Below are 26,423 nucleotides of genomic sequence, written 5' to 3' on the forward strand. Positions count from 1 at the left end.
GGAATATTGCGGCCTTCGTGCGATTGACCGCGGTCCGTCCGGTTCGTGTCTCAGGCGTGTCACCGGGTGAGGGCGGCCCGAGCGGGGCTCGTACTGGATGGCGGCTCGGGAGGTCCGGGCCCCGCAACACGGTCCGAAACACGGGGAGTCCGAAATGATCCGCAACCGCATCGCCGCGATCGCCGCCACCACAGCCGCCGCGGCCCTGCTGCTGACCGCCTGCAACGGCGCCGACAACGCCGCCTCCGCGGCCAAGGAGGGCGCCGGTCTCGCGTTGCAGAGCCTGAACTTCAACAGCGGTACGGCCAAGCAGAACAACGCGGCCCCCGGCACCGGCGACTGGGCCACGAGCCCGGGCAAGCCCGCGAGCAAGCCGGTCGCCAAGAAGTGGGTGCAGCTGAGCGCGTCGCAGGCGGGCGACCTGAACCCGGTCGTCATCAACGGCGGCGGATTCACCCTCTACCGCTTCGACAAGGACACCGCGGACCCGTCCAAGTCGAACTGCTCCGGCGAGTGCGCCACCACCTGGCCGCCGGTCCTGGTCGCCCCCGGCGGCAAGATCTTCATCGACGGTGTGAACAAGTCCGACGTCGGCGTGGTCAAGCGGGACGACGGCAACCTCCAGGTGACCGTCGGCGGCTGGCCGGTCTACCGCTTCAGCAAGGACCTGAAGCCCGGCGACACCAACGGGCAGGGCGTGGGCGGCACCTGGTTCGGTGTGACGCCGGACGGGCAGAAGGCGGGCGCCGCCGCCGAGCAGCCGGAGCAGCCGGAGCAGCCGGAGCAGCCGGAGCAGGGCGACGGGAACTCCGCGGCCCCCACGACCAGCGTCACGCTCTCCGACGAGATCAACTTCGGCGACCCGTCCGAGGGCCTGGCCGGCGCCGGGTGCCAGAACGTCGGCCGGGACGACGCCGCCTCCTCCCTCCAGGCCTCCGGCTCCCTGAAGATCTGGTCCGAGAAGGACTGCAAGGGCGAGTCCAAGGTGGTCCAGGGCAACATCGCCGACCTGGCCACCGTCGGCTTCGACGACACGATCTCGTCGGTGTTCCTCGGCTGACGCCGACCCGACGGCCGCACACGCGCCGCGGTCCCCTTCCGGGGGCCGCGGCTCCGTCATGCGCCGCCCGGCCACAGCCCGTCGTCGGTCAGCCCCAGCAGCTCGATCGCGTTGCGCCGTACGATCCGGTCGACCACGTCGGCGTCCAGATGCCCCATCTGCGCCTCGCCGACCTCACGGGACTTCGGCCAGGTGGAGTCGGAGTGCGGGTAGTCGGTCTCGTACAGGACGTTGCCGACCCCGATCGCGTCCAGGTTCCTGAGCCCGAAGGCATCGTCGAAGAAGCAGCCGTAGACGTGCTCGGCGAACAGCTCGGACGGCGGCCGGTGCACCTTGTCGGCGACCCCGCCCCAGCCCCGGTTCTCCTCCCACACCACGTCGGCGCGCTCCAGGATGTACGGGATCCAGCCGATCTGGCCCTCGGCGTACATCACCTTGAGGTTCGGGAAGCGCTCGAACTTGCCGCTCATCAGCCAGTCGACCATCGAGAAGCAGCAGTTGGCGAAGGTGATCGTCGAACCGACCGCGGGCGGGGCGTCGGCGGAGGTCGAGGGCATGCGGCTGGACGAGCCGATGTGCATGGCGACGACCGTGCCGGTCTCGTCGCAGGCGGCGAGGAAGGGGTCCCAGTCCTCGGTGTGGACGGAGGGCAGCCCGAGGTGCGGGGGTATCTCGGAGAAGGCGACGGCACGCACCCCGCGGGCCGCGTTGCGGCGGACCTCGGCGGCCGCCAACTCGGCGTCCCACAGCGGGATGAGGGTGAGCGGGATCAGCCGGCCCCGCGCGTCCGGGCCGCACCACTCCTCCACCATCCAGTCGTTGTAGGCCCGCACGCACAGCAGCCCCAGCTCGTGGTCCTGCGCCTCGGTGAAGGTCTGGCCGCAGAAGCGGGGGAAGGTCGGGAAGCAGAGCGCGGACTGGACGTGGTTGACGTCCATGTCGGCGAGGCGGGCGGGCACGTCGTACGAACCCGGCCGCATCTGCTCGTAGGTGATGACCTCCAGCTTGATGTCGTCCCTGCTGTAGCCGACGGCGGTGTCGAGGCGGGTCAGGGGCCGGTGCAGGTCCTCGTACACCCACCAGTCGCCGATCGGCCCGTCGTCGCCGGGCCGGCCCATGACGGGCTTGAACCGCCCGCCCAGGAAGGTCATTTCCTTCAGCGGGGCGCGGACTGTGCGCGGTCCGATGTCCTGGTACTTCTTCGGGAGCCGGTCCTGCCACACCGTGGGCGGCTCCACCGTGTGGTCGTCGACGGAGATGATCAGGGGAAACGTCGTCTCGGTGTCCATGACCCTCACGGTAGCGCCGATCTGACGGTCCGTCAGCTGCGCGGTGATACACCCCGCCGTGCGAAGAGCTCGTGAGGGCCTTGTGATATCCCGCGCGCCTGGCTGTGATCACACTCTCCACGGCTGACGCATCTGCCATGAACAAGGCAAACTGGCGGAGATGTAAACGGGTCCTAGGGGGACTGCGATGGACGGGGTACCGCGAGTGCCCGAGCAGAGGCGTCCCGGCTCCGCGAAGGATGAGGCGGAGCCGGCGGCGGCGCTGCGCTTCGGCGTGCTCGGTCCGGTGCGCGCCTGGCGGGGCGAGGAACAACTTCCGACCGGCTCACCCCAGCAACGCGCCCTGCTCGCCGCCCTGCTGCTGCGCGAGGGCCGTACGGCGACCGCGGCGGAGCTGATCGACGCCCTGTGGGGCGAGGAACCGCCCTCGCAGGCGCTGGCGGCGGTCCGGACGTACGCCTCCCGGCTGCGCAAGGTGCTGGACCCCGGGGTCCTGGTGAGCGAGTCGGGCGGCTACGCGGTGCGCGGGCTGGCCGAGGGCGCGCTGGATCTGGCGGCGGCGCAGGAGCTGGCGTCGGAGGCGGAGAAGGCGCGCAGCGCCGGGGATCTCTGCCATGCGCGGGACATGCTGGGCCGGGCGCTGGCGCTGTGGGACGGCGAGGTGCTGGCGGGGGTTCCGGGGCCGTACGCCGAGGCGCAGCGCGTCCGCCTGGAGGAGTGGCGCCTCCAACTCCTCGAATCCCGCCTCGACATGGACCTTGAGCAGGGCTGCCACGCGGAGGCGGTCTCGGCACTGACGGCGCTGACGGCGGAGCATCCGCTGCGCGAGCGGCTGCGGGAGCTGCTGATGCTGGCGCTGTACCGCAGCGGCCGGCAGGCGGAGGCGCTGGCGGTGTACGCGGACACGCGGCGCCTGCTCGCGGACGAGCTGGGAGTGGACCCGCGTCCCGGTCTGAAGGAGCTCCAGCAGCGCATCCTCCAGGCGGACCCGGCCCTGGCGGAGCCGTCGGCACCGGCGGCCGAACCGGCGGCGGTCCCGGTGCGCCCGGCCCAGCTGCCCGCCACCGTCCCCGACTTCACCGGCCGTGCCACCTTCGTCTCGGAGCTGAGCGAGGTCCTCGCCTCGGCCGAGGGCCGGGTGATGGCGGTCTCCGCGCTGGCCGGCATCGGCGGGGTGGGCAAGACAACGCTGGCGGTGCACGTGGCCCACCAGGCGCGCGCGGCCTTCCCCGACGGGCAGCTCTACGTCGACCTCCAGGGCGCGGGCCCGCGGGCGGCGGAGCCGGAGACGGTGCTGGGCGCCTTCCTGCGGGCGCTGGGCACGGCGGACTCGGCGATCCCGGACTCGCTCCAGGAGCGGGCGGCACTGTACCGCTCGCTGCTGGACGGCCGGCGGGTCCTGGTGCTGCTGGACAACGCGCGCGACGCCGCCCAGGTACGGCCGTTGCTGCCGGGCACGGAGGGCTGCGCGGCGCTGGTGACGTCCCGGGTCCGCATGGTGGATCTCGCGGGCGCCCACCTGGTCGACCTGGACGTGATGTCGCCCGACGAGGCCCTGTCCCTGTTCACGAAGATCGTGGGCGAGGAGCGGGTGGCGTCCGAGCGGGAGGCCGCGCTGGACGTGGTCGCGGCGTGCGGGTTCCTGCCGCTGGCGATCCGCATCGCCGCGTCGCGGCTGGCGGCGCGCCGCACGTGGACGGTGTCGGTGCTGGCGGCGAAGCTCGCGGACGAGCGCCGGCGACTGGACGAGCTCCAGGCCGGGGACCTCGCGGTGAAGGCGACCTTCGAGCTGGGGTACGGCGCCCTGGACCCAGCCCAGGCCCGCGCCTTCCGGCTGCTGGGCCTGGCGGACGGCCCGGACATCTCGCTCGCCGCGGCCGCCGCGGTGCTCGACCTTCCGCCGGAGGACACCGAGGACCTGCTGGAGGCCCTCGTCGACACCTCACTGCTGGAGTCGGCGGCACCCGGCCGCTACCGCTACCACGATCTGGTGCGACTCTACGCGCGTGCGTGCGCGGAACGCGACGAGTGGCCGCCGAGCGAGCGGGACGCGGCGCTGTCGCGGCTGCTGGACTTCTATCTGGCCACGACCGCGCTGGTGTACGAGATCGAGCACCCCGGGGACCGGCTGACCGACGACCTGGAGCCCACCCGCTATCCGGGCCTGAGCTTCTCGGAGGCGACTGCGGCCCTCGACTGGCTGTACACGGAGGCGGGGCAGCTGCTGGCCTGCGTACGGCAGGCGGCGGGCACGGAGCGGCTGCCCCGGGCCGTCGATCTGCTCTGGGCGGCGAAGGACCTGACCGAGTCGGGGGCCAACTCGCATCAGTACGAGATGACGGCGCGGGCCACGTGTGAGGCGACGCGGGCCGTCGGCCACGAGCGGGCGGAGGGCCGGGCACGTACGGTCCTCAGCGATGTGCTGCTGGTCTCCGGACGCATTCAGCCTGCCGAACAGGAGGCCCGCGTCGCCATGGAGCTCGCGGGAAGCGCGCAGGACGCCACCGCGGTGAGCTGGGTGGCCAACAACCGGGGGCTCATCTGCCTGCACGAGGGCCGGTTCGCCGAGGGCAAGGTCTTCTTCGACCAGGCGCTCGAAGGTCTGCGGGCAGCGGGGAACCGGCCCTTCGAGGCCACCGTCCTGGGCAACCTGTCACGGGCCCACCTGGGCATGGGCAACATCGTGAAGGCCGTGGAGATCGCGCAGCGCGGTCTCGCCGTGCACACCGAGATCGGCCGGACGGTACGCCTGGCCAACGGACACTTCGCGCTCGGCGTCGCCCTGACCCGGGCGGGCCGTTACGCCGAGGCGCTCAGCCAGTTCTCCGACGCCCTCGGCATCTTCAACGACCATCGGCAGCGGCTCTGGGAGGGCGTCACCCACTTCCGCATCGCCGAGGTGCATGCAGCCGACCGCCGCCCGTCACAGGCCGCCCAGCACGCCGAACAGGCTCTCGCGCTGGGCTGCATCGGCGGTGACCGGATGCAGGGCAACGTGCTGACGCTCCTGGGGCGTTCGCTCGCCGCCCTCGGTCAGGCGGACCGGGCCTCGGCGTGCTGGCGTGAGGCGCTCAACCTCTTCGAGCAGAACGGCGCCGCGGAGGCCAACGCGGTGCGCGCACTGCTCAGTTCGGCCGCGGTCGCCTAGGACTGGCGTCCCTGACCTGGGGATTGGGGGCGTTCAGCGTTCGTTTATCGGCGCCCGGCAGTCTCGTACGGGTCAGACCGTCGCGTCGGGGGGCAGACGGTCAGACCCGGAGCCCGACCGATTACTGTGCGGCTCCGAACGCCCGTCCGGCGATCCGCGGGGGAATCCCCGGACGGGCGTTCCTCACTCATCACCGAACAGAGGAACACGAGCCCATGAGCGACAAGAAGAAGGACGCGACCGTCTCTCCGGACAACAACGCGATGCCGAGTGAGCCGGCCGCCGGGGACGAGAAGATCACCACGCTCAACAACGCCATGCCCAGCGGGCCCGCCGCCGAGGACGAGAAGATCACCACCCTCAACAACGCGATGCCGGCCGGGCCTGCCTTCGACCTGGGCAAGAAGTAGGCCTCAGCACACGGGGATCGGCCGCGGCGGCTCGGAGGGGGAGCCACCGCGGCCGAAGTGTGTCCGCGGGGGGCCCGGTGTGAGGCGGGCGCAACAACGCGTCCCCGCAGCCTCTGCGCGCCGTTCCCCCTCCCGACACCCCACCTTCGCACCCGGCCGCCACGCTCGGGTGTCATGGCATCCGAGCAGAGCGCGGCGGTGGGCCCCGGACAGCCGTCGGCGATCGTCAGGTTCGTATCGTTCGTCCCGCTGGGCGCGGCGGCCGTCGTGCTGCTCGACTCCGCCACGGACTTCTTCCCCGACGACCCGCTCGCGGGGATCCTGACCCCGACGCGGCTCGCCCTGCTGCTCGGCCTGCTGGCCCTCGTCGTCCCTGTGCGGGGCCGTACGCCGGCCCGGCTGCGGGACTTCCGGACGCGGCTGGATCTGCCCATAGGGCTGCTGATCGCCGCCTCGGTCGTGGCGACGTATCGCAGCGGACAGCCCACGGCGCCCCTGCGCGGCCTGTTGACCGTCATCGCCTGCTATTACCTGGTCGTCGCCGTGCGCCGCACCCAGCCCGAGTCGTGGCGGGCGATCGGCCTCCTCGCGCTGACCGGCGTCGCGGCGGCCGCCACCAGCGCCTTCTCCCAGTTCACCAACGACACCCCGACCGGCTTCTGCCGCACCGGACTGCTCACCGACATCGCCTGCGACGCGGGCGGCGACGGCATCCTCATCCGCGCCACCGGCACCTTCTCGAACCCGAACCTGCTGGCCGCGTTCCTGGTGCTGCTCCTGCCGTTCGCCCTGCTCGCCGCCGTCCTGGTGGACGAGCGCACGGCACGCACCGCCGTCGTCCTGCTCGTAGTGGTCGGCTACGGGGCTCTGCTGACCACCTTCTCGCGCGCCGGGTACGTCGCCGGCGCCGCCGGCCTCCTCGTGCTCGGCGGCGCCTACTGGCTGGCGCCCCGCCTCGCCGACCGTGCGCAACGCCGGCTGTTCGCCGCCCTCGGCACGCTGGCCCTGCTCGCCGCGGCCGGCGCCATCTGGGCCGTGTCCCGCGCCGGGAACGCACTGGGCGTGCGCGGCCAGGCCTGGGAGGCGGCGCTCGGGCTGGCCGCCGACAACCCCCTCGGCGTCGGACTCGGCCGCTCCGGAGCGGTCATATCCGCCGCCGCGCCCGGCGACCGTACCTTCGTCCACGCCCACAACCTGTGGCTCAACTGGCTGGTGGAGGCGGGCCCCCTCGGGCTCCTCGCCATCACCGCCGTGGCCGTGATCGCCGTGTCGTCCGCGGCCCGGGCCGCCCGCGCGAAGTCGGTGATCGGCACGGTCGGCCTGGCGGCCCTCACCGGCTTCTTCCTGATGAGCATGATGGACCACCCGGCCAACCTGGACCGGATCGACGCCCTGCTCTGGTACGCCCTGGCGGTGGTCATGGCCGAGGCCCCGGCCACCTGGCGCCGAACCGCCGAGACCCTGCCCGCGCCCGTGCCCACCCAGCTCAAGCGCCCACGGCACGGGGGCCCGCAGCGCATCGGCGCCGCGAGCTGACGACCGCCCGATCCGGCCGGCTCGTCAACCCCTCCCCCGCAACTCCCCCTTGACCACCTTCCCGCTCGCGTTGCGCGGCAGCTCGCCCACGAACTCCACCGCCCGCGGGACCTTGTAGTTGGCCATCTCCCGTCGCGCCCAGGCGATCAGGTCGTCCCCGGTCAGCACGGCACCCGGACGGCGCACCACGAAGGCCTTCCCGGCCTCCCCCAGCCGGGGATCGGGTACGCCGATCACCGCGACGTCCGCGATATCGGGGTGCAGGCCCAGCATCTGCTCGATCTCCGCCGGGTACGCGTTGAAGCCGCCGACGATGAACATGTCCTTGATGCGGTCGGTGATGCGCAGGTTGCCGCCGCCGTCCAGCACGCCCACGTCCCCCGTCCGCAGCCAGCCGTCGTCCGTCACCACCTCGGCCGTGGCCGCCGCGTCCTCGTAGTAGCCGTGCATGACGTTGAAGCCGCGGACCAGGACCTCGCCGGGTTCGCCGGGCGGGGCCTCGACGCGGACCTCGGTGCCCGGTATCGCGCGGCCCGACGTCGACGCGATCACCGTCGGGTCGTCGCCGCGCCGGCACATCGTCACGATGCCGCTGGCCTCCGACAGGCCGTACGCCGTCAGGACCGTCTCCACGCCCAGTTCCCCGCGCAGCCGCTCCACCAGCCGCAGCGGCACCACCGCCGCGCCGGTCACCACCAGCCGCAGCGCGGACAGGTCGTGACTGTCCCTGGCGGGGTGGTCAAGGAGCGACTGGTGCAGGGTCGGCGGGCCCGGCAGCACCGACACCCGTTCCGCCGCGATGTTCGCCAGCGCCGTGCCGACGTTGAACACCGGCTGGGGGATCATCGTCGCGCCCCGCATGAGGCAGGCGATCACCCCGGCCTTGTAGCCGAAGGTGTGGAAGAAGGGGTTCACGATGAGATAGCGGTCGCCCTGACGCAGGCCCGCCAGGTCGCTCCACACCTCGTAGGCACGGAGCGTCTGGGCGTGCGTGATCACCGCGCCCTTGGGGCGGCCCGTCGTGCCGGACGTGAAGACGATGTCCGACGCCCAGGTGCCCTCGACGGCCTCGGCGCGCGCCCGCACCTGCGCCTCGTCCACCGCGTCCCCGCTCGCCAGGAAGTCCTTCCAGGTGCGGAAGTCCGCCGGGGCGTCGTCGGACAGCACCACCACCTGCTCCAGCTCCGGCAGCCCCGGCCCCTCCGCGACCGCCCGCCGCAGCGACGCCACATACGACGTTCCCAGGAACGTGCCCGTCACGAACAGCAGCCGCGCCCCGCTCCTGCGCAGCACATCGGCCGCCTCCCCGCCCTTGAAGCGGGTGCTCAGCGGCACCAGCACCGCCCCCGCCGACACCGCGCCGAGCGCGGCCGTGATCCAGTCCAGGGTGTTCGGGGCCCAGATGGCGACCCGGTCGCCGGGCTCGATGCCGTATCCGACGCACGCCGCCGCGGAGCGCTCGACGCGGGCGCCGAGCTCGGCGTACGAGATCCTCGTACGGCCCTCCACGACCGCCTCGACGTCCGCGAACCGCCGGGCCGCGGACCGGACGAGTTCCGGGATGCTGCCCCACTCCAAGTCACCGCGCACCACAGCCTCCAGACCCACTAGCTGACTACCCGTCAGATTAGCTGTAGCCTGACGCCCTGTCAGCAGCCGCTTCAGCATGCGGAGGTGCGCGCAGCATGACGTCAGGCATCGGCCTCAAGGACGCCACCGCGATCGTCGGCATAGGACAGACACCCTTCGCCAAACGGCTCGACGAGGACGAGAGGACCCTCGCCTGCCGTGCCGTCGTCGCCGCTCTGGACGACGCCGGAATATCCCCGGGCGAGGTCGACGCACTCGCCAGCTACACCATGGAGGAGACCGACGAGGTCGAGCTGGCGAAGGCCGTCGGCTTCGGCGACCTCACCTTCTTCAGCAAGGTCGGCTACGGCGGCGGCGGTTCGTGTGCCACCGTCGCGCATCTCGCCGCCGCCATCGCCGCCGGGCAGGCGACGGTCGGCGTCGCCTGGCGGTCGCGGAAGAGAGGCAGCGGGCCCCGGCCCTGGCGCAACACCACCGCCCAACTGCCCACCCCGGCCCAGTGGACCCGGCCCTACGGCCTGCTCCGCCCCGTCGACGAGATCGCCATGCTCGCCCGCCGCTACATGCACGAGTACGGCGCGACGCGGGACCACCTGTTCAACGTCGCCCTCGCCTGCCGGAACCGGGCCAACCAGAACCCGGACGCGATCATGTACGACCGGCCGCTGACCCGCGAGATGTACATGACCTCGCGCTGGATCAGCGAACCCCTGTGCCTCTTCGACAACTGCCTGGAGACCGACGGCGCCCTGGCCTGCGTGATCGTCAGCAGGGAGCGCGCCCGCGACTGCCGGCACACCCCCGTCTACGTCCACTCCGCCGCCCAGGGCCTGCCCGCCCAGCACCACGGCATGGTCAACTACTGGAACGACGACCCGCTCACCGGCCCCGCCTGGACCGCCGCCCGCCATCTGTGGAAGCACGCCGACCTCACCCCCCAGGACGTGGACGTCGCCCAGATCTACGACGCGTTCACGGCGCTCATACCGCTCTCGCTGGAGGGATACGGCTTCTGCGACCGGGGCGAGGGAGGGGCGTTCACGGAGGGCGGCGCCCTGGAGATCGGCGGGCGGCTGCCGATGAACACCGCGGGCGGCGGGCTCAGCGAGGCCTACGTCCACGGGTTCAACCTCATCAACGAGGGCGTCAAACAGCTGCGCGGCACCAGCACCGCCCAGGTCCCCGGCGCCGCGACCTGCCTCGTCACCGCCGGCGAAGGCGTCCCCACCTCCGCGCTGCTCCTGAGGAGTTGACCGAAGGATGCTCTCCCCCGTCACCGACCCCGACGGCGCCCCCTTCTGGCGGTACGCCGCCCAGGGCGAGCTGCGCGTCCAGGCCTGCGCCGACTGCGGCGAACTCCGCTTCCCGCCCCGTCCCTGCTGCCCGCACTGCCAGTCCTTCGCAGCCGAGTGGCGGCTCATGAGCGGGCACGGCCGGATCTGGTCGTACGTCGTCCCCCACCCGCCCCTGCTGCCCGAGTACGCCGAGCAGGCGCCGTACAACGTCATCGTCGTCGAACTCGCCGACGCCCCCCGCATCCGCCTCGTCGGCAACCTCGTCACCGGCCCCGGCGCGGCGCTCGACTCCCTCTCCCCCGACCGGATCCGCATCGGCGCCAAGGTGCAGGCCGTCTTCGACGGCTCCGGTCTGCCGCAGTGGGTCCTGGAGCGGCCATGAGCCTGGACGTCAGAGCCGACAAGGACACCGCCGTCGCCGTCGTCACCCTCGACCGGCCCGACCGCCTCAACGCCATCGACCTGGCGATGAGGGACGAACTCGTCGCGGCCTGGCGGGAGTTGCGGTTCGACGACACCGTACGGGCCGTGGTCCTCACCGGCGCCGGGGAGCGCGCCTTCTGCACGGGGCTGGACCGGGAGGCCGTCGTCCCGCAGCCCGACTCGCCCTACATGACGGACGATCCGCTGCTGCGCGTCGGGCCGAAGTCCAACGACCTGTGGAAGCCGGTCGTCGCCGCCGTGCGGGGCATGGCCTGCGGCGGCGCCTTCTATCTGCTCGGCGAGGCGGACTTCCTCGTCGCCGACCCGGCCGCCACCTTCTTCGACCCGCACACCACCTACGGCATGGTCAGCGCCTACGAGTCGATGCTCATGGCGCTGCGCATGCCGTACGGGGAAGCCGCGCGGATGGCGCTCATGGGGAGCGCGGAGCGGCTGTCGGCGCGCCGGGCCCATGAGATCGGGCTGGTCTCGGAAGTCACCGAGCCCGGTGGCGCGTTGGCCGCCGCGCTCGACTGCGCGAGCGTCATCGCCGGATATCCGGCGCAGGGTGTGCAGGGGACCGTACGGGCGCTGTGGGCGGCCAGGGAGGCCGCGCTGGCCCAGGCGTTCGCGCAGGCGCCGCACCTGATCGCGCTCGGCAACCTGCCGGACGAACGGCAGACGGACCTGTTCCGGGCGCGACGCCGCGCGTTCAGGATCCGGTGACCTAGTAGGAGTCGGACATCCGCAGGGCGTTGCTCAGTTCGCAGGTGCCGCTGCCGCTGCCGGAGGCGCTCTGGCGGGCGACGACGTCGGTGGACTCGGTGGCGCCGGCGTCGACGGTCAGGATCCCGCCGGTGCCCGTGTCGAGCTCCTTGCCGGTCGAGTCCTTGAAGATGACGTCGAAGGTGTACGAGTACGTCGTGATCGCACTGCTGTTGGTGGCGCTGACGCGCGCGACGAGCCCCTCGGCCGGGTCGTACGCGCACTTGTCGATCTTCACGTCCGTGGTTTCCTCCGCGGACGGCCCCGTGCTCTGCGCACCGCCGCCCGAGGACGACCCCGTGTCGTAGTCGTCATCGTCGTCGTAGTGGGTGCTGCCGCCGTAGTTGCCGCCCGAACCGCTCGACGAGCTGCTGGAGTTCGAGCTGCTGTCGCAGCCGCCGCCGCTGGAGTGCCGGGCGCCCGTCAGGGCGACGACGACTCCGACGAACACTGCCACAGCGCGGACATGGCGAAGCTTCACGTGTTCAACCCCCGTTGTCGTGATCGTGAGCACGTCACGCTAGCAGCGCACGCGTGGCGGGAACCGCTTACCCGGCGTAGCGTCGCGTGTAAGAGCGGTGAAGATGGCCGCTCTCCTGGGACGGCCGCCGTCCGGTTCCCTTCCGTGCGCCGGCACGACGGCCGTCACACACCGGCGACTCATGCACGCCGGAAGGGGCAGCGCCCCGAAAGGGGCGCGGGGCTGTGTCGATTTGCGGCTCCGCCGCGTGGGCGCGACCAGCCACGACGGCGCCGCGGACGACTACGCGGTACGCGCCGTACCGGTGCCCTTCTCCGCGTCCAGCGCGTACACGCACCGGTCCTTGCTGCAGGCGTACACGACGCCGTCCTTCACCACCGGGGAACCGGTGATCTCACCCCCCGTGGCGAGCTTCCAGCGCAGTCGGCCGTCGTCGGCCTTCAGGGTGTACAGCAGATGGTCGGTGGAGCCGAAGTGGATCCGACCCTCGGCCACGGACGGGGCGCCCACGAGGTCGCCGCCCGCCTGGAAGCGCCACTTCGGCGTCCCGGTGACCGCGTCCAGCGTGTACAGGCCCTTGCCGCTGCCGACGTGCACATGGCCCCCGGCCACCAGCACCGGCTCGATCGAGGACCGGGACTCGGTGGCGATGCGCCAGCGGTCGCGGCCGTCGGTGGCGTCCAGGGCGTAGACCGTGCCGAGGTAGTCGGCGAGGTACACGCCGCCGCCGGTCACCGCCGGGCCCGGCACGAAGGTCGGCGGGCACAGGAAGACCGCCGGGGCCTCGAAGTGCCAGCGCACCCGCCCGCTCATCACGTCGAGCGCGAGCACGCGCGTCCCCGCGGAGACGTACACATGGCCGTCGTGCGCCTGCGCCACCCGCACCGGCACCCCGCCGCAGGAGGCGGCGTCGCCGATCGGGTACGACCAGCGCTCGTCGCCGGTCCGGGCGTCCAGGGCCTTCAGACGGGCGTCCTGCCAGACGTACACCGTGCCGTCGTACAGCGACGGGCCCGCCTCCGGGGACTCGAAGTCGGTCTGCGCCCCGGAGATCTCCCACAGCTTCTGTCCGTTGGACGCCTCCCAGGCCTGGACGCCGCCGCCGCGCGTGCCGGTGACGACGGTGCCGCGCTCGGCCTTGAGGGAGTACACCCAGGCGTCCGTCTGGAGCCGCCAGAGGTCCGCGCCCTCGCGGCACTCCAGGGCGAACAGGGTCGGCCCGTCGGAGGCGTGGATACGGCCGTCCGCGACCGCCATCGACCAGGCCACGTCCCGCGTCTTGAAGCGGCGCCGGCCGGTGGCCACGTCCAGGGCATGGACCTCGAAGGAGGTGACGTAGACGAGGTCGTCGGCGACGGCCGGGGTGCCCCAGACGTCGTTCGACATGCGAAAACGCCAGGGCCGCCAGCCGGCCGCCGCCTCCGGGGCCACGGGCGGCGGTGCGGATACGGCAGAGCCCACGGCAGGGTCGGCGCCGTTGACGCCGGGGCGGGGTTTGGACCAGGAGGCGACCAGGCCGGCCTCCGGAGGGGGCGCCTGCATGGCGGCGGCGCGGGCGTCGGCGACGCGCGGTCCCGGTCCGATGGGGACCGCGGCGCCCGCCAGCCGGACGGGGCCGGTGTCGGGGGCGCCGACCGGGACGGGCTGCGGGCCCGGGACCACCGGGTCGTGCGAGGGCGGGGGCGGCAGGGGCGCGGGGGCGTTACGCCCGCCGCTGCGGCCGGAGGCCGGCGCGGGCTTGGCCGCCGGGCGGCCGCCTCTGCGCGTCTCGATCAGGCCGACCGCCCGCTCGGGCAGCCAGGCCGACGCCGTACCGCTGTCGTCGGTGCCGGAGCCGAAGAGGTGGGGCGCGAGCTGGGCCTGGAGGTCGGCCGGGTTGGGGCGGGCCGTGGCCTCCATCTGCATACAGGACTCGATCAGCGGACGCAGCTCGTCCGGGAGGCCTTCGAGGTCGGGGCCCTCGCGCAGCAGCATGAAGACCGTCTCGACCGGGTTGGCGCCGTGGAACGGGGGGTGTCCGGTGGCGGCGAACACCAGCATCGAGCCCAGCGAGAAGACATCGCTCGCGCCGGTCACGCTACGGGAGTCCTTCGCCTGCTCCGGCGACATGTAGGCGGGCGTGCCGACGGCGACGTTGGTCATCGTCAAACGCGTGTTCGAGACGCCGGACGCGATACCGAAGTCGATGACGCGGGGGCCGTCCTCGACCACGAGCACGTTGGACGGCTTCAGGTCGCGGTGCACGAGACCGGCGCCATGGATGGACTGCAGGGCCTCCGCCACGCCCGCCGCCAGCCAGCGCACCGCCTGGGCCGGCATCGGCCCGCACTCGTTCACTATTTCCTCGAGGGAGGGCGCGGGAACGTACGCGGTGGCCAGCCACGGCACAGCGGCACGCGGGTCGGCGTCGACGACCGCGGCCGTGTAGAAGCCGGAGACCGCCCGGGCCGCCTCCACCTCACGCGTGAAGCGGACGCGGAACAGCTGGTCCTCGGCGAGCTCCGTACGGACCGTCTTGATCGCCACGCGCCGGCCCGAAGCCGAGCGCGCGAGATAGACGAGCCCCATACCGCCGGCGCCCAGCCGTCCGAGCACCTCGAACGGCCCGATCCTGCGCGGATCGTGCTGCGTCAGCTGATCCACCACTCTGCCTGCCACCTCCCCGTACGGGCCCCGTCCACCCACATATGTACGCGACCCCGTGCAGCGTCTCACCACCGCACCGCCTTGGCGGCACGCACCCCGATTCTTCCTGTCCGAGGGCGTGGTGGCGAACCCGAGGGCGGAACGGGGTGTCTTGGGACAAAACCACACTCCGGCGTCCGCGGAAAGCGCCGGTTCGCATAGTGGGACGCCTGAGGTAAGAGTGCGGTCAGCGTCTCAGCGTTCCAGGACCGCGAAGGACGCCCCCTGGTCGTCGGTGACGACGGCGACCGTCCCGTACGACGTTTCGAAGGGCGGCACCTGCACCCGCCCGCCGAGCCGGTTCACCGCGGCGAGGATCTCCGCGCAGTCCGCCACCCGGAAGTGGACCACGAAATGAGGCGGCATCATCGCCGCGAACACGTCCCCGACGGCCGCCCGCCCGAAGTCCGGCTTCGCGTCCGGCCCGAACAGGGCGTCATGGAAGAGCCCGCCGTAGAAGGTGTTCGCGACCTCGGTGTCCCGGGCGTACAGCTCGGCCCAGGCGAAAGTGCCGACCTCGTGCCGGCGCCCGAAGCCGGTGTGCCCGTCCGGCTGCCACAGCCCGAAGACGGCGCCCTCGGTGTCGGTGACCAGCGCGGCCGTGCCGAGCCCCGCCCCGACCTGCGTCGGCAGGGCGACCACCTGCCCGCCGGCGTCCCGGATCCGCCCGGCCAGCACCTGCGCGTCCGGGGTGGCGAAGTACACCGTCCACACGGTGGGCATCCGCCCGTCCGTCTTGCGCGAGAGCGAGGCGACGCGATCGCCGTCCAAGCGGGCCCATACGGTGGAGTCGTACGCCTCCTCGAAGTCCCACCCGAAGAGCTCACCGTAGAAGCGCTTGCCCGCCGGCACGTCCGCGAGCTGGGCGTCGACCCAGCACGGGACGCCTTCCGTGTATCCCGTTCCGTTCGCGGATGCCCTGTTTTCGGCCATGCGGCAAAAGTAGCCGCCTCCCCCTCACCCCGCAGACCAGGCACACCAGCCTCGCGCTCCTCGTGCACCCCATTTGCAGTCGGCCGAATCGCGCCCCGATCACGCCTCGGTAAGCTGACGACATGACAGGACAAGTGCGTACCGTCGACGGCCGTGTGGCCGGTCGGCGTGGGCAGGCGACCCGGCAGAAGCTGCTCGACTGCCTCAGCGAGATGCTCAGCTCTTCCCCGTACCGGGACGTCAAAGTCATCGATGTCGCCCGGAAGGCGGGTACTTCACCCGCGACCTTCTACCAGTACTTCCCGGACGTCGAGGGCGCCGTCCTGGAGATCGCCGAGCAAATGGCCACCGAGGGCGCTGGGTTGACCGAGCTCGTCGAGGGCCGCAGCTGGGTGGGCAAGGCCGGCTGGCAGACGGCACAGGAACTCGTCGACGGGTTCCTGGACTTCTGGCGCAGGAACGACGCGATCCTCAGGGTCGTCGACCTCGGCGCGTCCGAGGGCGACAAACGCTTCTACAAGATCCGTATGAAGATCCTGAACTCGGTCAACAACTCCCTGGCGGAAGCGGTGACTCAGCTTCAGTCCAAGGGCAAGGTCGACAAGGACGTCAATCCGGCCGCGATCGCGGGTTCGATCGTCGCGATGCTCGCGGCGGTGGCCTCGCACCAGAAGGGTTTCCAGACGTGGGGCGTGAAACAGGCTGAACTCAAGCCGAACCTCGCGCTGTTGGTGCACCTGGGCGTGACCGGCAAGAAGCCGACGAAGTAGCTCCCCCGGTTCCCCGGTTCCTTTAGTCCTGTCTGGTAGTCCTGTCTGGCAGGCGGTGGCTCACCCGACGTGGGCCGCCGCCTGCCGTGCTATGCGGGCAGCGGACGATCCCGTACGACGTGTTTCATCACCAGCGTCGACGTGAGCCGCTGCACCCCCGGCAGTGTCGCCAGCCGTTCGTCGTACAGCCGCTGGAAGGCGGCGAGGTCGGCGGTGGCCACCCGCAGCAAGTAGTCGGGCTCGCCGAACAGCCTTTGTGCGTCCAGGACATGGGGGATGTCCGCGATGGCCCGCTCGAACCCGGCGACCGTGTCCCGGTCCTCCTGCCGCATGGAGACGAAGACCAGCGCCTCGAAGGTCAGCCCCACCGCCGCCGGCTCCACCACCGCCCGGTAGCCGCTGATCGCCCCGGAGCGCTCCAGTTCCCGCAGCCTGCGGTGGCACGGCGAGACGCTCAGCCGCACCCGCCCGGCCAGCTCGGTCACGGTCAGCCGCCCATCCTGCTGCAGCTCGGCAAGAATTTTCCGGTCCACGTCATCCATGAAGAAGATATTTGCTCACAACTCGCGATCATGAGCAAACTTCGACAACACTTTCGGGCCATTCCCGCCTAATGTCCCCACCATGGACTCCGGACTGCTCATCTCCTTCCTCGCCATCGACCTGCTCCTGGTCTGCGTGCCGGGTGCCGACTGGGCGTACGCGATCTCCGCCGGGCTGCGCGAGCGCTCGCCGCTGACGGCGGTGGCGGGCCTGGTCACCGGGTACGCGCTGCACACGGTCCTCGCGGTGGCGGGCCTCGCGGTGCTGGTGGCGAGCGAGCCGGGTCTGCTGACCGCCCTGACGGCCGCCGGCGCCGCGTACCTGGTCTGGCTGGGCTGGAGCGTGCTGCGCCGCCCGGCCACGCCAGGGACTTCCGAGGACACCGTCCCCTCGACCAGTCCGGCCCGCGTCTTCCTGCGCGGCGCCACGATCAGCGGCCTGAACCCCAAGGGCCTGCTGCTCTACCTCTCCGTGCTCCCCCAGTTCCTGGTGACGAAGGGCGACCACCTCCCGGTCCCCGCCCAGACCGCCACCCTCGGCCTGCTCCACATGGCGTGCTGCGCCGCCGTCTACCTCACGGTGGGCCTGACCTCCCGCGCACTCCTGGCCGCCCGCCCGGCAGCGGCCCGCGCGGTCACCCGCACATCGGGAGCGGCGATGCTGGGGATCGGCGCGTTCCTGCTGGTACAGCGCCTGGCGACGCTATGACCCGGGTAAGGACTGCTTCCGGACGATCCTGAAGAGCCGGATCTCCCGCTCCACCCGAGCCTGATACGTCGCATACGGCGGCCAGAACGCCAGGGCCGTCTTCCACACCGCCGCTCGTTCCTCGCCCTCCAGCAACCGGGCCGTGACGGGGATGTCGTGGCCCTTCCAGTTGACCTCGGCTTCGGGGTGGGTCAGGAGGTTGTGGGTCCAGGACGGGTGGCCGGGGCGGCCGAAGTTGGAGCCGATCAGGATCCAGGTGCGGCCGTCCTCCTCCGGCATGCAGGCCAGCGGCGTGCGGCGGGGCAGGCCGCTGCGGGCGCCGGTGGAGGTGAGGATCACGCCGGGCAGCATCTGGGCGCTGAGCAGCACCCTGCCGCGGGTGAGGCGGTGCACGGCGCGGTCCAGCGCCGGGATGACATGCGGGGCGAGCTTGGCGAAGCCCCGCGTCGAGGACACCTTCTGCACTGCTCGCACGACCACGGGTACGCCGATCACACCGCCACCTCCTTGGCGTCGGACATCTCGAAGAGCCGGGCGGTGTCCGCGGCGTGCGCCCGGAGCCGGTGGACCGGGCCGAAGAGGAGTTCGTCCCCGGCGGCCCGCTTGAAGTACAGGTGCGCCTCGTGCTCCCAGGTGAAACCGATGCCGCCGTGCAGCTGGATCCCCTCGGCGGACGCGGTCCGCAGCGCCTCCAGGGCCTGCGCGAGGGCGAGCCCGCCGACCGGCTCCCCGTGCGGGACGGCCCAGGCCGCGTAGTACGCCGCCGAGCGCGCCGCCCGCACCCCCACGTACACGTCCGCCAGCCGGTGCTTCACCGCCTGGAAGGAGCCGATCGCCCGGCCGAACTGCTCCCGCTGCGTGACGTACTCCACGGTCCTCTCCAGCGCCCGGTCGGCGGCGCCCACGGCCTCGCAGGCGAGGACGGCAGCAGCGGCGGCGCCGGCCGAGGCGAGGGCGGTGAGGACCTCCCGGCCGTCTTCCTCACCCAGCAACTCGGCGTCCACGTCGCGCAGTTGCACGCGGGCCTGCGGCCGGGTGGCGTCCAGCGCGGTCTGTCGTACGCGTACGACGCCGGCCGCCTCCCCGGGCACCAGGAACAGCAGCGTCCGCGACGCCGCGAACCCCCCGGCGTGCGCGGCGACCACCAGCAGCCCGGCGCTGTGCCCGTCGAGCACCTGGTCGACCTGCCCGTACAGCCGCCAGCCGCCCTCCGTCCGCCGCGCCTGCACACCCCCGGCGCGCCCGCCCCCGGCCCAGTCGCCGTCGCCCGTGCCGGTGAGGGCGAGGGCGGTGCCGAGCGCGGGGCCGGGGACGGCGAGGGCGGCGGTGAGCGTGCCGGAGGCGAGGCGGGGCAGCAGCTCGGCGCGCTGGGCCTCGGTGCCGAGCGCGCCGATCAGCGGGGCGGCGAGGACGGCCGTGGCGAGCAGCGGGGAAGGGGCCAGTGCCCGGCCCGTCTCCTCGCAGGCGAGGGCGAGTTCGGTCGCCGAGCAGCCGACACCGCCGTACGCCTCGGGAAGGGCCAGTCCGGGCAGGCCGAGCTGTTCGGCGAGGGCCGTCCACAGGTGCGGGTCGTGTCCAGCGGGGGTGTCGACGGCCGTGCGCAGCTCGCGGGGACCGCAGCGGCTGTGCAGCAGCTCGCGGAGGGTGCGGCGGATCTCGTCCTGCTCGGGGGTGAAGCTGGCGTCCATGGGCTCTTGCCTCCGGCTCTTCCCTCCAGATCTGACGGGCCGTCATATTAGGAGGGCTGCAGCGAGATGCCCAGAGGTTGGACGCACAGGGGTTGGGAACTGCCGCCGATTGACAGAGCTTGGGCGCGTTGGAGCGCGCATGAGTGAGCGCTGCGACTACAGCGTGGATTCAATGGAACGGGAGTTCTTGCGTCGAATGCGTGACCTTCTCGGGAGAGGCTCGTTGGGTGCGGTGAGGGATCTACAGCATCGGGCGGGGGTGAGGGCAATGGGCGGGCTGCGCGAGGTGGCGGTGCCGTTCGTCACGCCCGGCCCTTCTGGTGTGGCGATCCGTACCCGGCTCAAGGATCTAACGCCCGAGGATGAGCAGGTTCTGCGCTTGGTGGGTGCACACCTGGGCTCGCTCGCCTCGAAGGACCTCAAAGCGCGTTGCGCTGACGGCCTGAAGCACTCCACCGAGACATGGGCGGCCCGGAAGCGAGACCTGACGGCCGTCTCGTCGTCCAGGTGGGCGGGCAGCATCACCAAGGCCACGCACGATCAGTGGGCACTCGCCCGGCGCGGGCAGTCGGCGCATGTCCATTCCCTCGAAGCGGGCGTCAGAACGCTTCGGCACCGTCTTTCCCTGCCGGTCGGCGAGAAAGGGACCAACCGTTCCCCCGGCGGCTACCGGTCGGCGCACGAATGGTTCCAGAAGACACGCCGCCTGCATGTACTCGAAGACCGGCTCGAAACGGTTCGCGCAGACCACGAGGTCGGACGCGTCCGCGTAGCACGCGGCGGCAAACGCCTGCTGGGCACCCGCCACAACCTCGACGCCGCCCAGCTCAGCGTGTCGAAGTGGCGTCAGCAATGGGAGACGGCGCGCTGGTTCCTGTGCGCTGACGGGGAATCGGGCAAGCGATACGGCAACGAGACGATCCGCGTCACCCCGGACGGCGAGATCAGCATCAAGCTGCCCGCGCCGCTTTCCGGCCTGGCCAACGCGAAGCACGGCCGGTATGTCCTCGCCTGCACGGCGCGGTTTCCGCGCCGTGGCACCGAGTGGGCCGACCGCGTGGAAGCGAACCGCGCGGTGGCCTACCGCATCCACTACGACGTGCAGCGCGGGCGCTGGTACGTGGACGCCTCCTGGACGTTCCCTGTCACGCGGACCATCCCGATGCGGACCGCACTCGCGCACAGCGTCATCGGTGTCGACACGAACGCCGACCACCTCGCCGCATGGCGCCTCGACACCCATGGCAACCCGATCGGCCATCCCCGCCGCTTCTTCTACGACCTGTCCGGCACCCGGGATCACCGCGACGCCCAGGTCCGGCACGCGCTGTCCCGGCTGCTGAACTGGGCCAGGACCTGCGGCGTCAAGGCCCTCGCGGTCGAGGACCTCGACTTCCAGGCCGAGAAAACCAGAGAGAAGCACGGGCGCAAGCGCCGATTCCGGCAGCTGATCTCCGGCATGCCGACCGGCAAGCTCCGCGCCCGGCTGGCCTCCATGGCCGACGCCACAGGTATCGCGATCATCGCCGTGGACCCGGCCTACACCAGCAAGTGGGGCGCCCAGCACTGGCAAAAGCCGATGGCCGGCCCCACTCGTAAGACCACCCGGCACGATGCGGCGAGCATCGCCATCGGGCGACGCGCCCAGGGGCACCCGATCCGGCGACGGACGACACCGCCCCGTGCACACCAGAGCGATGTGCACGGGCATCGGACCGTCCAGGCCGGACCGGAGACCCTTGGGCGTGAGGGACCCCGCCCCCACGTTCCCGGACCACGGACACGATCCGTGCCGCCGGACGCGGAGAGTACGCGGGCGACCAGGACATCCAAAACCGTTCGGGGTGTCCGCAGTGACCAGGCATGGGTACAACACTCATCCCTGCTCACTGATTAGCAACGGTTGGAGGCCTCTCATGACTCCTGGGAACCGGAAAGTCGCCGTGGTCGGAGTGGCCCTCTCCGACTGCGGCCGGGTGGACGACGCGACACCGTACGCCCTGCACGCCCAGGCGGCCCGCCGGGCGCTGGCCGACGCGGGGCTCGGCCGGGAGGTGGTGGACGGCTTCGCGTCCGCCGGTCTCGGCACCCTCGCGCCCGTCGAGGTGGCGGAGTATCTGGGCCTGCGCCCGACCTGGGTCGACTCCACCTCCGTCGGTGGCGCCACCTGGGAGGTCATGGCGGCCCACGCGGCGGACGCGATAGCCGCCGGCCACGCGAACGCGGTGCTGCTGGTGTACGGCTCGACGGCCCGCGCCGACATCAGGGCGGGGAGGCGGACGGGGAACCTGTCCTTCGGCTCCCGGGGTCCCTTGCAGTTCGAGGTGCCCTACGGCCACACCCTCATCGCCAAGTACGCCATGGCCGCCCGCCGGCACATGGTCGAACACGGCACGACGATCGAACAGTTGGCGCAGGTGGCCGTCCAGGCGCGGGCGAACGCCGCCCTGAACCCCGAGGCCATGTTCCGCGACCCGATCACCGTGGACGACGTCCTGTCGGGCCCGATGATCGCCGACCCCTTCACCAAGCTGCACTGCTGCATCCGCTCCGACGGTGGCGCGGCGGTGCTGCTGGCCGCCGAGGAGTTCGTACGGGACTGCCGTACCGCGCCCGTGTGGGTCCTCGGCGCCGGGGAGCACGTCTCGCACTCCGCGATGTCCGAGTGGCCCGACTTCACGACCGGCCCGGCGGCGGTGAGCGGACGGCTCGCCTTCGAGCGGGCCGGGGTGCGGCCCGAGGAGATCGACTTCGCGGAGATCTACGACGCCTTCACCTACATGACCCTGGTGACGCTGGAGGACCTCGGCTTCTGCGGGAAGGGCGAGGGCGGGGCGTTCGTGGAGAAGGGGCGGCTGCTGGTGCGGGGCGGGGAACTGCCGGTGAACACGGACGGGGGCGGTCTCTCCGCCCAGCATCCCGGGATGCGAGGGCTGTTTCTGCTGGTGGAGGCGGTGCGGCAGCTGCGCGGGGAGGGCGGGGAGCGTCAGGTGTGGGGGCCGGGCGGGCCCGGTGAGCTGCCCCGTTTGGGGGTTGCTTCGGCGACCGGGGGATGGTTCTGCTCGTCGGGGACGTTGGTATTGGGGAGGGATTGAGTCGATCGACGACGACACGATCGGGAGGCACAAGGCATGTCCCTGACCCGCGAAGAGCGTGAACAGTTCCTGGCCGAACCCCATATCGCCGCGCTGGCGGTGGACGCGGGCCAAGGGCGCGCGCCGCTGACCGTGCCGATCTGGTACCAGTACGAACCCGGTGGCGACGTATGGGTCATGACCGGGCTGGATTCCCGTAAGAACCAGCTGATCCAGGCGGCGGGCCGGCTCTCGCTGATGGTCGACCGGGTCGAACCCACGATCCGGTACGTGTCGGTCGAGGGACCGGTCGTCAAGACGACCCCCGCCACCATCGAACAGCTCCGGGAGGTCTCCGCCCGCTATCTCCCGGCCGAGAAGGTCGACGGCTATGTCGACTTCGCCTGGAAGAACCACGGCGAGCAGGTGGTCGTCCATGTGCGGCCCGAGCGGTGGGTGTCGTCGGACCTCGGGCAGCTGTGAGCCGGCCCGCCCGCGACGACAGGCGACAATCGGGGCATGGGAACGGATCTTCATGAGCTGCTGAGGACGCTGCGGGTGTGGGACGTCGAGCTGCCGTCCTTCGACCCGGCGGCCGCGCCCGCGGAACCGCTCGCCCTCTTCACCACCTGGTTCGCCCAGGCGGTCGCGGCGGGGCAGGTGGAGCCGCACACGATGTCCCTCGCCACGGCGGACGACGAGGGCCGGCCGGACGTACGGACCGTGATGCTGCACGGCGCCGACACCTCCGGCTGGTCCTTCGCGACACACGTGGGCAGCAGCAAGGGCCGCCAGCTCGCCGCCCGCCCGTACGCGGCCCTCGGCTTCTACTGGCCGGCCCAGGGCCGCCAGGTGCGGCTGCGCGGTCCGGTCACGGCGGCCCCGTCCGCCGAGTCCCAGGCCGACCTGCACGCCCGCTCGACCGGCGCGCTGGCGGCGGCCCTGACCGGCCGCCAGAGCGAAGTGCTGTCCTCCCTGGAGGAGTTGGCGCGCGAGTCCCAGGCGGCCTGGGAACACGCCCAGCACGAACCGGACGCCCCGGTCCCGTCCTGGACCCTCTACCGACTGCGCCCCGACGAGGTCGAGTTCTTCCAGGGGGATGCGGCGCGCCGGCATGTACGGCTGGTCTATCGCCGTACGCAGGCGCAGGACGGGGACGAGGGGTGGGTCAGGGAACTGCTCTGGCCCTAAGGCCTGTCCGGCGGGACCACTACGCCATCAACCGCTGACCGGGATGGTCACTCAACGCCCCACTCGGCACGGCTCTGCACGCGGACTGGCTCGGTGCCGGTGCCTGGAACCGGCGTCTCGGGGGCATACCCGGACACCACCAGGGCGTATGCACGGGCAAGCTGTTCCAGCGCCGTGGATGCCTGCCCCTGAGACTTTTCCGCGACGTTCCGCGCTTCCTGGCTGATGGCTTGCAGGAGCGCATCACGGGCGTCAGCGGCTGCGGGGACCTCGCCCACGGTCCTCGTGGCCGGGATCAGCTCCAACTCGGTTGCCTGGATACCAACTTGTTCGTCCGACATGACTGCATCCCCTCCCTGACCGACTCCTTGTCGACTGAACGTGAGGATCCCATGACGGAGTGTCGCCGCTCCAGTGCCGTTGACGGAATCCCACCAAGCAGCCCGGGGCGGTGCTGTCCCGACCCCAACGGGATCGGGACAGCAGCCTTGGGGCAGGTCAGACCGTGTACGCGGTCCAGCCGATCACTTCGTCGACGTGCTTGCCGTCGCTGGTGCCGACGCCCGCGCCGTGCAGTTCGTTGAGGCGGATGCGGAATCCGGTGGGTGACACGTCGTGCAGGCGCACGCCCGGCGTCTCGGGGCCGTTGAAGGTCTGCACCGTGGTCTGCACGATGACGTCCGCACCAGCGGGGAACGGGGTGGGGAAGGTGACCTGGGTGAAGGTGCTGGTCCGGCCGGCCGTGGTCTCGGTGGCGTTGGTCGAGTTCAGGGTCAGCTTGCCGGACTGGGTCATGCTCATCTTCGGTCTCCCTTACGTGATGGTGCGCCATTCGGACAGTGCCGCGATGTCTGTCCCTGCGGCTCCCCGGCCATCTTGTCCGCCAGAGGATCCAGAACCACGTCTGTTCGGGCCCGTGACGAGATCCCGTCCCTCCACCGGTCCGATCCGGCAATAGGGCCAAGATTCAACAGATAGATGTACATCTCCCTGTCGATCGAGTCCTGATGGCGATCTCACTCTTCCCCAAGTAGGGGCATCACCGGCCGGGCACACCACACGCCACGGCGACAACACAACTCCCCCGCCGAATGGCGCATTTGGGGCCATCCGTACGGGGGGTGCATGGCCCGATACCTCAGCACAGCTGGGAGCCGCAGTCGCCCCGGACACTGGTCGGCATGGCCCGTCGGACACGACCTAGCCCCTGATGCCCCGGGGCGTCGGCAGCGGCAGCGGGTTGGCGGCGCTGCGCTCGCGTGCTTCCGGGGTGGCCTGGCAGGTCAGGTCCTTGACGGGCAGCTTTCCGGTGGTCAGGTAGGCCGTGGCGGTCTTGTCGGCGCAGGACTTGGAGCCGTAGATGCCGTGTCCGACGCCGCCGGCGACGGTGACCATCTTCGAGCCCTTCATGACACGGTGCAGGCCCTGTCCGCTGGTCAGCGGGGTCTGGGAGTCCCACTCGTTCTGCAGGATCAGCGCGCCGACCTTGTTGTCGATCGTGGTGGCGGGCTCGGAGCCGGTCTTCTTCCAGAAGGCGCACGGCTTGATGTTGGACGCGAAGTCGCCGTACAGCGGGTACTTGGCCTTGTCCCGGATCGCGTCGGCGCGGTACTGCTCGGGATCGCGCGGCCAGTTACGGGTGTCGGCGCACAGGACGGTCCAGAAGCCGGCGTCGCCGTTGTCCTCCGGCACGGCGCGGGCGAACGACGGCGACTGCGGCTCGAGCGTCCTGCTCTCGCGGCCACCGGTGGTGGGCCGGCCCGCGGCGGCCCGCTTCAGCTCGACGACCGCCTCGGCGGCGTCGCGCACACTGAAGAACGAGGCACGGCTGCTGATACGGATGTCGTCACCGGTCATCTTGGTGCCGTCGAGTTCGATCGGCTTCCGGTCGGCCTGGGCGACCAGGTCGTAGAAGGTCTTGCGGACCGCCTCGGGGGTCTTGCCCAGCTTGTACGTGGAGTGCCGCTGGGCGGTCCACTCGGTCCACCGGGTGAACGCGGGCTCGGTGCCCTCCGCCCAGACCTGGATCATGCCGCGCCAGATCCTGGCCGGGTCGACGGCGCTGTCCAGCACGAAACGGTCGGAGCGCTTCGGGAACATCTGCGTGTAGACCGCGCCGAGGTAGGTCCCGTACGAGTACCCCAGGTAGGAGATCTTCTTCTCGCCGAGCACGGCACGGATCACGTCCATGTCCCGGGCGGTGTTGCGGGTGGTGATGTGCCGCAGCTTGTCGCCCTGCCTGGTGTCGCACTTCTTGGCGACGGTCCGGGCCCACTTCACGTCCTTGGCGAAGGTCTCGGCCTTGTACGGCCGCTCCCAGTTCGCCTGCTCGGGCGTCAGGCCGCAGCTGACCGGGGAACTCTGGCCGATGCCCCGCGGGTCGAAGCCCACCAGGTCGTACTTGGACTTCACGGACTTGGGCAGCTCACTCGCCATGAACTGCGGCATGTCGACGCCCGGACCGCCGGGTCCGCCCGGGTTGAGCAGGAGCACACCCCGGCGCTCCTGCCGGGTGCTCGTCTTCATCTTCGATATCGCCAGATCGAGCTTCTTGCCGTCGGGACGGCTGTAGTCGAGCGGCACCTTGATGGTGGCGCACTGGAGGGTGGCCGGCGCCTCTCTGTCACAGCGGTGCCAGGCCGGCCTCTGCTGAAGGTACTGGGACAAGGGGTTCGCCGCGGCGGGCGCGGCCGGCGCGGCGGACGCCGTCGCCGGCGCGAGCGCGGGAACCAGAGCGGCGACCGTACTGGCCGCCAGGAAACTCGCTATTCGACTGCTTCGCACGTGGGGGGTCCCTCGGGTGGTGGCGTATGAGACGCACCAACCCTTTCGTG

Annotated in this window: 24 protein-coding genes; 13 read left to right on the forward strand and 11 right to left on the reverse strand. The window is 71.5% G+C overall.

The features are described 5' to 3' along the window. Positions 1-154 precede the first annotated feature (154 nt). Positions 155-1,060 (forward strand): hypothetical protein, encoded by a 906-nt coding sequence (locus OG254_RS21570; protein WP_405584159.1) that lies wholly within the window; start codon positions 155-157, stop codon positions 1,058-1,060. Between the two features lie 56 nt (positions 1,061-1,116). Here the strand turns inward: OG254_RS21570 and OG254_RS21575 are convergent, their stop codons facing one another. Continuing rightward, a complete protein-coding gene (locus tag OG254_RS21575) occupies positions 1,117-2,349 on the reverse strand; it encodes an amidohydrolase family protein (protein WP_405584161.1) in 1,233 nt (410 codons plus the stop codon). A 187-nt stretch (positions 2,350-2,536) separates the two neighbouring features. Between OG254_RS21575 and OG254_RS21580 the strand changes: the two genes are divergently transcribed. The 3 genes from OG254_RS21580 to OG254_RS21590 all read left to right on the forward strand — a co-directional run bounded on the left by OG254_RS21580 (position 2,537) and on the right by OG254_RS21590 (position 7,443). Next, a complete protein-coding gene (locus OG254_RS21580) occupies positions 2,537-5,497 on the forward strand; it encodes an AfsR/SARP family transcriptional regulator (protein WP_405584164.1) in 2,961 nt (986 codons plus the stop codon). A gap of 215 nt (positions 5,498-5,712) precedes the next feature. Continuing rightward, complete coding sequence (locus OG254_RS21585; protein ID WP_405584167.1) at positions 5,713-5,907, forward strand: hypothetical protein; 195 nt, start codon at positions 5,713-5,715, stop codon at positions 5,905-5,907. Between the two features lie 174 nt (positions 5,908-6,081). Beyond that, complete coding sequence (locus tag OG254_RS21590; RefSeq protein WP_405584170.1) at positions 6,082-7,443, forward strand: O-antigen ligase family protein; 1,362 nt, start codon at positions 6,082-6,084, stop codon at positions 7,441-7,443. Positions 7,444-7,467: 24 nt separating this feature from the next. Here the strand turns inward: OG254_RS21590 and OG254_RS21595 are convergent, their stop codons facing one another. Next, complete coding sequence (locus tag OG254_RS21595; RefSeq protein WP_405584173.1) at positions 7,468-9,033, reverse strand: FadD3 family acyl-CoA ligase; 1,566 nt, start codon at positions 9,031-9,033, stop codon at positions 7,468-7,470. 95 nt (positions 9,034-9,128) lie between these two features. Between OG254_RS21595 and OG254_RS21600 the strand changes: the two genes are divergently transcribed. Genes OG254_RS21600 through OG254_RS21610 form a run of 3 tightly spaced genes read left to right on the forward strand, consistent with a single transcriptional unit; the run spans position 9,129 to position 11,477 of the window. Continuing rightward, positions 9,129-10,286, forward strand: coding sequence for a lipid-transfer protein (locus OG254_RS21600; protein ID WP_351191063.1), 1,158 nt, complete (start codon positions 9,129-9,131; stop codon positions 10,284-10,286). Between the two features lie 7 nt (positions 10,287-10,293). Then, positions 10,294-10,710, forward strand: coding sequence for a Zn-ribbon domain-containing OB-fold protein (locus tag OG254_RS21605; protein WP_405584176.1), 417 nt, complete (start codon positions 10,294-10,296; stop codon positions 10,708-10,710). After that, entirely contained in the window at positions 10,707-11,477 is a 771-nt protein-coding gene (locus OG254_RS21610) for an enoyl-CoA hydratase/isomerase family protein (protein ID WP_405584179.1), read from the forward strand. Before OG254_RS21605 ends, OG254_RS21610 begins: the two co-directional genes overlap by 4 nt. A 1-nt stretch (position 11,478) precedes the next feature. On the opposite strand, the gene OG254_RS21615 is transcribed toward OG254_RS21610, so the two are convergent. From OG254_RS21615 to OG254_RS21625, 3 genes are all read right to left on the reverse strand, one after another. Then, the gene (locus tag OG254_RS21615; RefSeq protein ID WP_405584181.1) at positions 11,479-11,973 is read right to left on the reverse strand and encodes a hypothetical protein; all 495 of its coding nucleotides are present in this window, start codon (positions 11,971-11,973) and stop codon (positions 11,479-11,481) included. Between the two features lie 306 nt (positions 11,974-12,279). Beyond that, positions 12,280-14,643, reverse strand: coding sequence for a serine/threonine-protein kinase (locus tag OG254_RS21620; protein ID WP_351191055.1), 2,364 nt, complete (start codon positions 14,641-14,643; stop codon positions 12,280-12,282). 234 nt (positions 14,644-14,877) lie between these two features. Then, positions 14,878-15,615 (reverse strand): VOC family protein, encoded by a 738-nt coding sequence (locus OG254_RS21625; protein ID WP_405584185.1) that lies wholly within the window; start codon positions 15,613-15,615, stop codon positions 14,878-14,880. Between the two features lie 134 nt (positions 15,616-15,749). Here OG254_RS21625 and OG254_RS21630 point away from each other — a divergent pair, with 134 nt between their 5' ends. Further along, a complete protein-coding gene (locus tag OG254_RS21630) occupies positions 15,750-16,385 on the forward strand; it encodes a TetR family transcriptional regulator (protein WP_148000549.1) in 636 nt (211 codons plus the stop codon). 89 nt (positions 16,386-16,474) lie between these two features. On the opposite strand, the gene OG254_RS21635 is transcribed toward OG254_RS21630, so the two are convergent. Next, the gene (locus OG254_RS21635; protein WP_383238485.1) at positions 16,475-16,927 is read right to left on the reverse strand and encodes an Lrp/AsnC family transcriptional regulator; all 453 of its coding nucleotides are present in this window, start codon (positions 16,925-16,927) and stop codon (positions 16,475-16,477) included. 82 nt (positions 16,928-17,009) lie between these two features. On the opposite strand from OG254_RS21635, the gene OG254_RS21640 reads away from it, so the two are divergent. Further along, a complete protein-coding gene (locus tag OG254_RS21640) occupies positions 17,010-17,636 on the forward strand; it encodes a LysE family translocator (protein ID WP_405584188.1) in 627 nt (208 codons plus the stop codon). Here OG254_RS21640 and OG254_RS21645 read toward each other — a convergent pair. Then, positions 17,631-18,131: a nitroreductase/quinone reductase family protein gene (locus tag OG254_RS21645; RefSeq protein WP_405584191.1), complete on the reverse strand. Its 501-nt coding sequence runs from the start codon at positions 18,129-18,131 to the stop codon at positions 17,631-17,633. The genes OG254_RS21640 and OG254_RS21645 overlap by 6 nt on opposite strands. Next, complete coding sequence (locus OG254_RS21650; protein ID WP_405584194.1) at positions 18,128-19,324, reverse strand: acyl-CoA dehydrogenase family protein; 1,197 nt, start codon at positions 19,322-19,324, stop codon at positions 18,128-18,130. Before OG254_RS21650 ends, OG254_RS21645 begins: the two co-directional genes overlap by 4 nt. A gap of 268 nt (positions 19,325-19,592) precedes the next feature. Here OG254_RS21650 and OG254_RS21655 point away from each other — a divergent pair, with 268 nt between their 5' ends. The 4 genes from OG254_RS21655 to OG254_RS21670 are packed head-to-tail and all read left to right on the forward strand — an operon-like array spanning position 19,593 to position 23,589. Then, a complete protein-coding gene (locus tag OG254_RS21655) occupies positions 19,593-21,221 on the forward strand; it encodes an IS200/IS605 family accessory protein TnpB-related protein (RefSeq protein WP_405584196.1) in 1,629 nt (542 codons plus the stop codon). A gap of 19 nt (positions 21,222-21,240) precedes the next feature. Further along, the gene (locus OG254_RS21660; protein ID WP_405584198.1) at positions 21,241-22,419 is read left to right on the forward strand and encodes a thiolase C-terminal domain-containing protein; all 1,179 of its coding nucleotides are present in this window, start codon (positions 21,241-21,243) and stop codon (positions 22,417-22,419) included. Positions 22,420-22,455: 36 nt separating this feature from the next. Beyond that, the gene (locus tag OG254_RS21665) at positions 22,456-22,881 is read left to right on the forward strand and encodes a pyridoxamine 5'-phosphate oxidase family protein (protein ID WP_405584201.1); all 426 of its coding nucleotides are present in this window, start codon (positions 22,456-22,458) and stop codon (positions 22,879-22,881) included. A 36-nt stretch (positions 22,882-22,917) separates the two neighbouring features. Beyond that, entirely contained in the window at positions 22,918-23,589 is a 672-nt protein-coding gene (locus OG254_RS21670; RefSeq protein WP_405584204.1) for a pyridoxal 5'-phosphate synthase, read from the forward strand. 47 nt (positions 23,590-23,636) lie between these two features. On the opposite strand, the gene OG254_RS21675 is transcribed toward OG254_RS21670, so the two are convergent. The 3 genes from OG254_RS21675 to OG254_RS21685 form a co-directional block, all read right to left on the reverse strand. Further along, the gene (locus OG254_RS21675) at positions 23,637-23,930 is read right to left on the reverse strand and encodes a hypothetical protein (protein WP_405584207.1); all 294 of its coding nucleotides are present in this window, start codon (positions 23,928-23,930) and stop codon (positions 23,637-23,639) included. Positions 23,931-24,087: 157 nt separating this feature from the next. Then, on the reverse strand, positions 24,088-24,390 hold the full coding sequence (locus OG254_RS21680; protein ID WP_405584210.1) for a hypothetical protein: 303 nt from the start codon (positions 24,388-24,390) through the stop codon (positions 24,088-24,090). A gap of 399 nt (positions 24,391-24,789) precedes the next feature. Continuing rightward, positions 24,790-26,373 carry an alpha/beta hydrolase gene (locus OG254_RS21685; RefSeq protein WP_405584213.1) on the reverse strand — a complete coding sequence of 528 codons (1,584 nt, stop codon included), beginning with the start codon at positions 26,371-26,373 and terminating at the stop codon, positions 24,790-24,792. Positions 26,374-26,423: the final 50 nt, after the last annotated feature.

This window comes from Streptomyces sp. NBC_01092 (assembly GCF_045039535.1).
Taxonomy (GTDB): domain Bacteria; phylum Actinomycetota; class Actinomycetes; order Streptomycetales; family Streptomycetaceae; genus Streptomyces.

Excerpts from the sequence above, each read along its gene's own strand:
- OG254_RS21570 (WP_405584159.1), top strand. The coding sequence starts at position 155 with ATGATCCGCAACCGCATCGCCGCGATCGCCGCCACCACAGCCGCCGCG.
- OG254_RS21575 (WP_405584161.1), bottom strand. The coding sequence starts at position 2,349 with ATGGACACCGAGACGACGTTTCCCCTGATCATCTCCGTCGACGACCAC.
- OG254_RS21580 (WP_405584164.1), top strand. The coding sequence starts at position 2,537 with ATGGACGGGGTACCGCGAGTGCCCGAGCAGAGGCGTCCCGGCTCCGCG.
- OG254_RS21585 (WP_405584167.1), top strand. The coding sequence starts at position 5,713 with ATGAGCGACAAGAAGAAGGACGCGACCGTCTCTCCGGACAACAACGCG.
- OG254_RS21590 (WP_405584170.1), top strand. The coding sequence starts at position 6,082 with ATGGCATCCGAGCAGAGCGCGGCGGTGGGCCCCGGACAGCCGTCGGCG.
- OG254_RS21600 (WP_351191063.1), top strand. The coding sequence starts at position 9,129 with ATGACGTCAGGCATCGGCCTCAAGGACGCCACCGCGATCGTCGGCATA.
- OG254_RS21605 (WP_405584176.1), top strand. The coding sequence starts at position 10,294 with ATGCTCTCCCCCGTCACCGACCCCGACGGCGCCCCCTTCTGGCGGTAC.
- OG254_RS21610 (WP_405584179.1), top strand. The coding sequence starts at position 10,707 with ATGAGCCTGGACGTCAGAGCCGACAAGGACACCGCCGTCGCCGTCGTC.
- OG254_RS21625 (WP_405584185.1), bottom strand. The coding sequence starts at position 15,615 with ATGGCCGAAAACAGGGCATCCGCGAACGGAACGGGATACACGGAAGGC.
- OG254_RS21635 (WP_383238485.1), bottom strand. The coding sequence starts at position 16,927 with ATGGATGACGTGGACCGGAAAATTCTTGCCGAGCTGCAGCAGGATGGG.
- OG254_RS21640 (WP_405584188.1), top strand. The coding sequence starts at position 17,010 with ATGGACTCCGGACTGCTCATCTCCTTCCTCGCCATCGACCTGCTCCTG.
- OG254_RS21650 (WP_405584194.1), bottom strand. The coding sequence starts at position 19,324 with ATGGACGCCAGCTTCACCCCCGAGCAGGACGAGATCCGCCGCACCCTC.
- OG254_RS21655 (WP_405584196.1), top strand. The coding sequence starts at position 19,593 with ATGGGCGGGCTGCGCGAGGTGGCGGTGCCGTTCGTCACGCCCGGCCCT.
- OG254_RS21660 (WP_405584198.1), top strand. The coding sequence starts at position 21,241 with ATGACTCCTGGGAACCGGAAAGTCGCCGTGGTCGGAGTGGCCCTCTCC.
- OG254_RS21665 (WP_405584201.1), top strand. The coding sequence starts at position 22,456 with ATGTCCCTGACCCGCGAAGAGCGTGAACAGTTCCTGGCCGAACCCCAT.
- OG254_RS21670 (WP_405584204.1), top strand. The coding sequence starts at position 22,918 with ATGGGAACGGATCTTCATGAGCTGCTGAGGACGCTGCGGGTGTGGGAC.
- OG254_RS21675 (WP_405584207.1), bottom strand. The coding sequence starts at position 23,930 with ATGTCGGACGAACAAGTTGGTATCCAGGCAACCGAGTTGGAGCTGATC.
- OG254_RS21680 (WP_405584210.1), bottom strand. The coding sequence starts at position 24,390 with ATGAGCATGACCCAGTCCGGCAAGCTGACCCTGAACTCGACCAACGCC.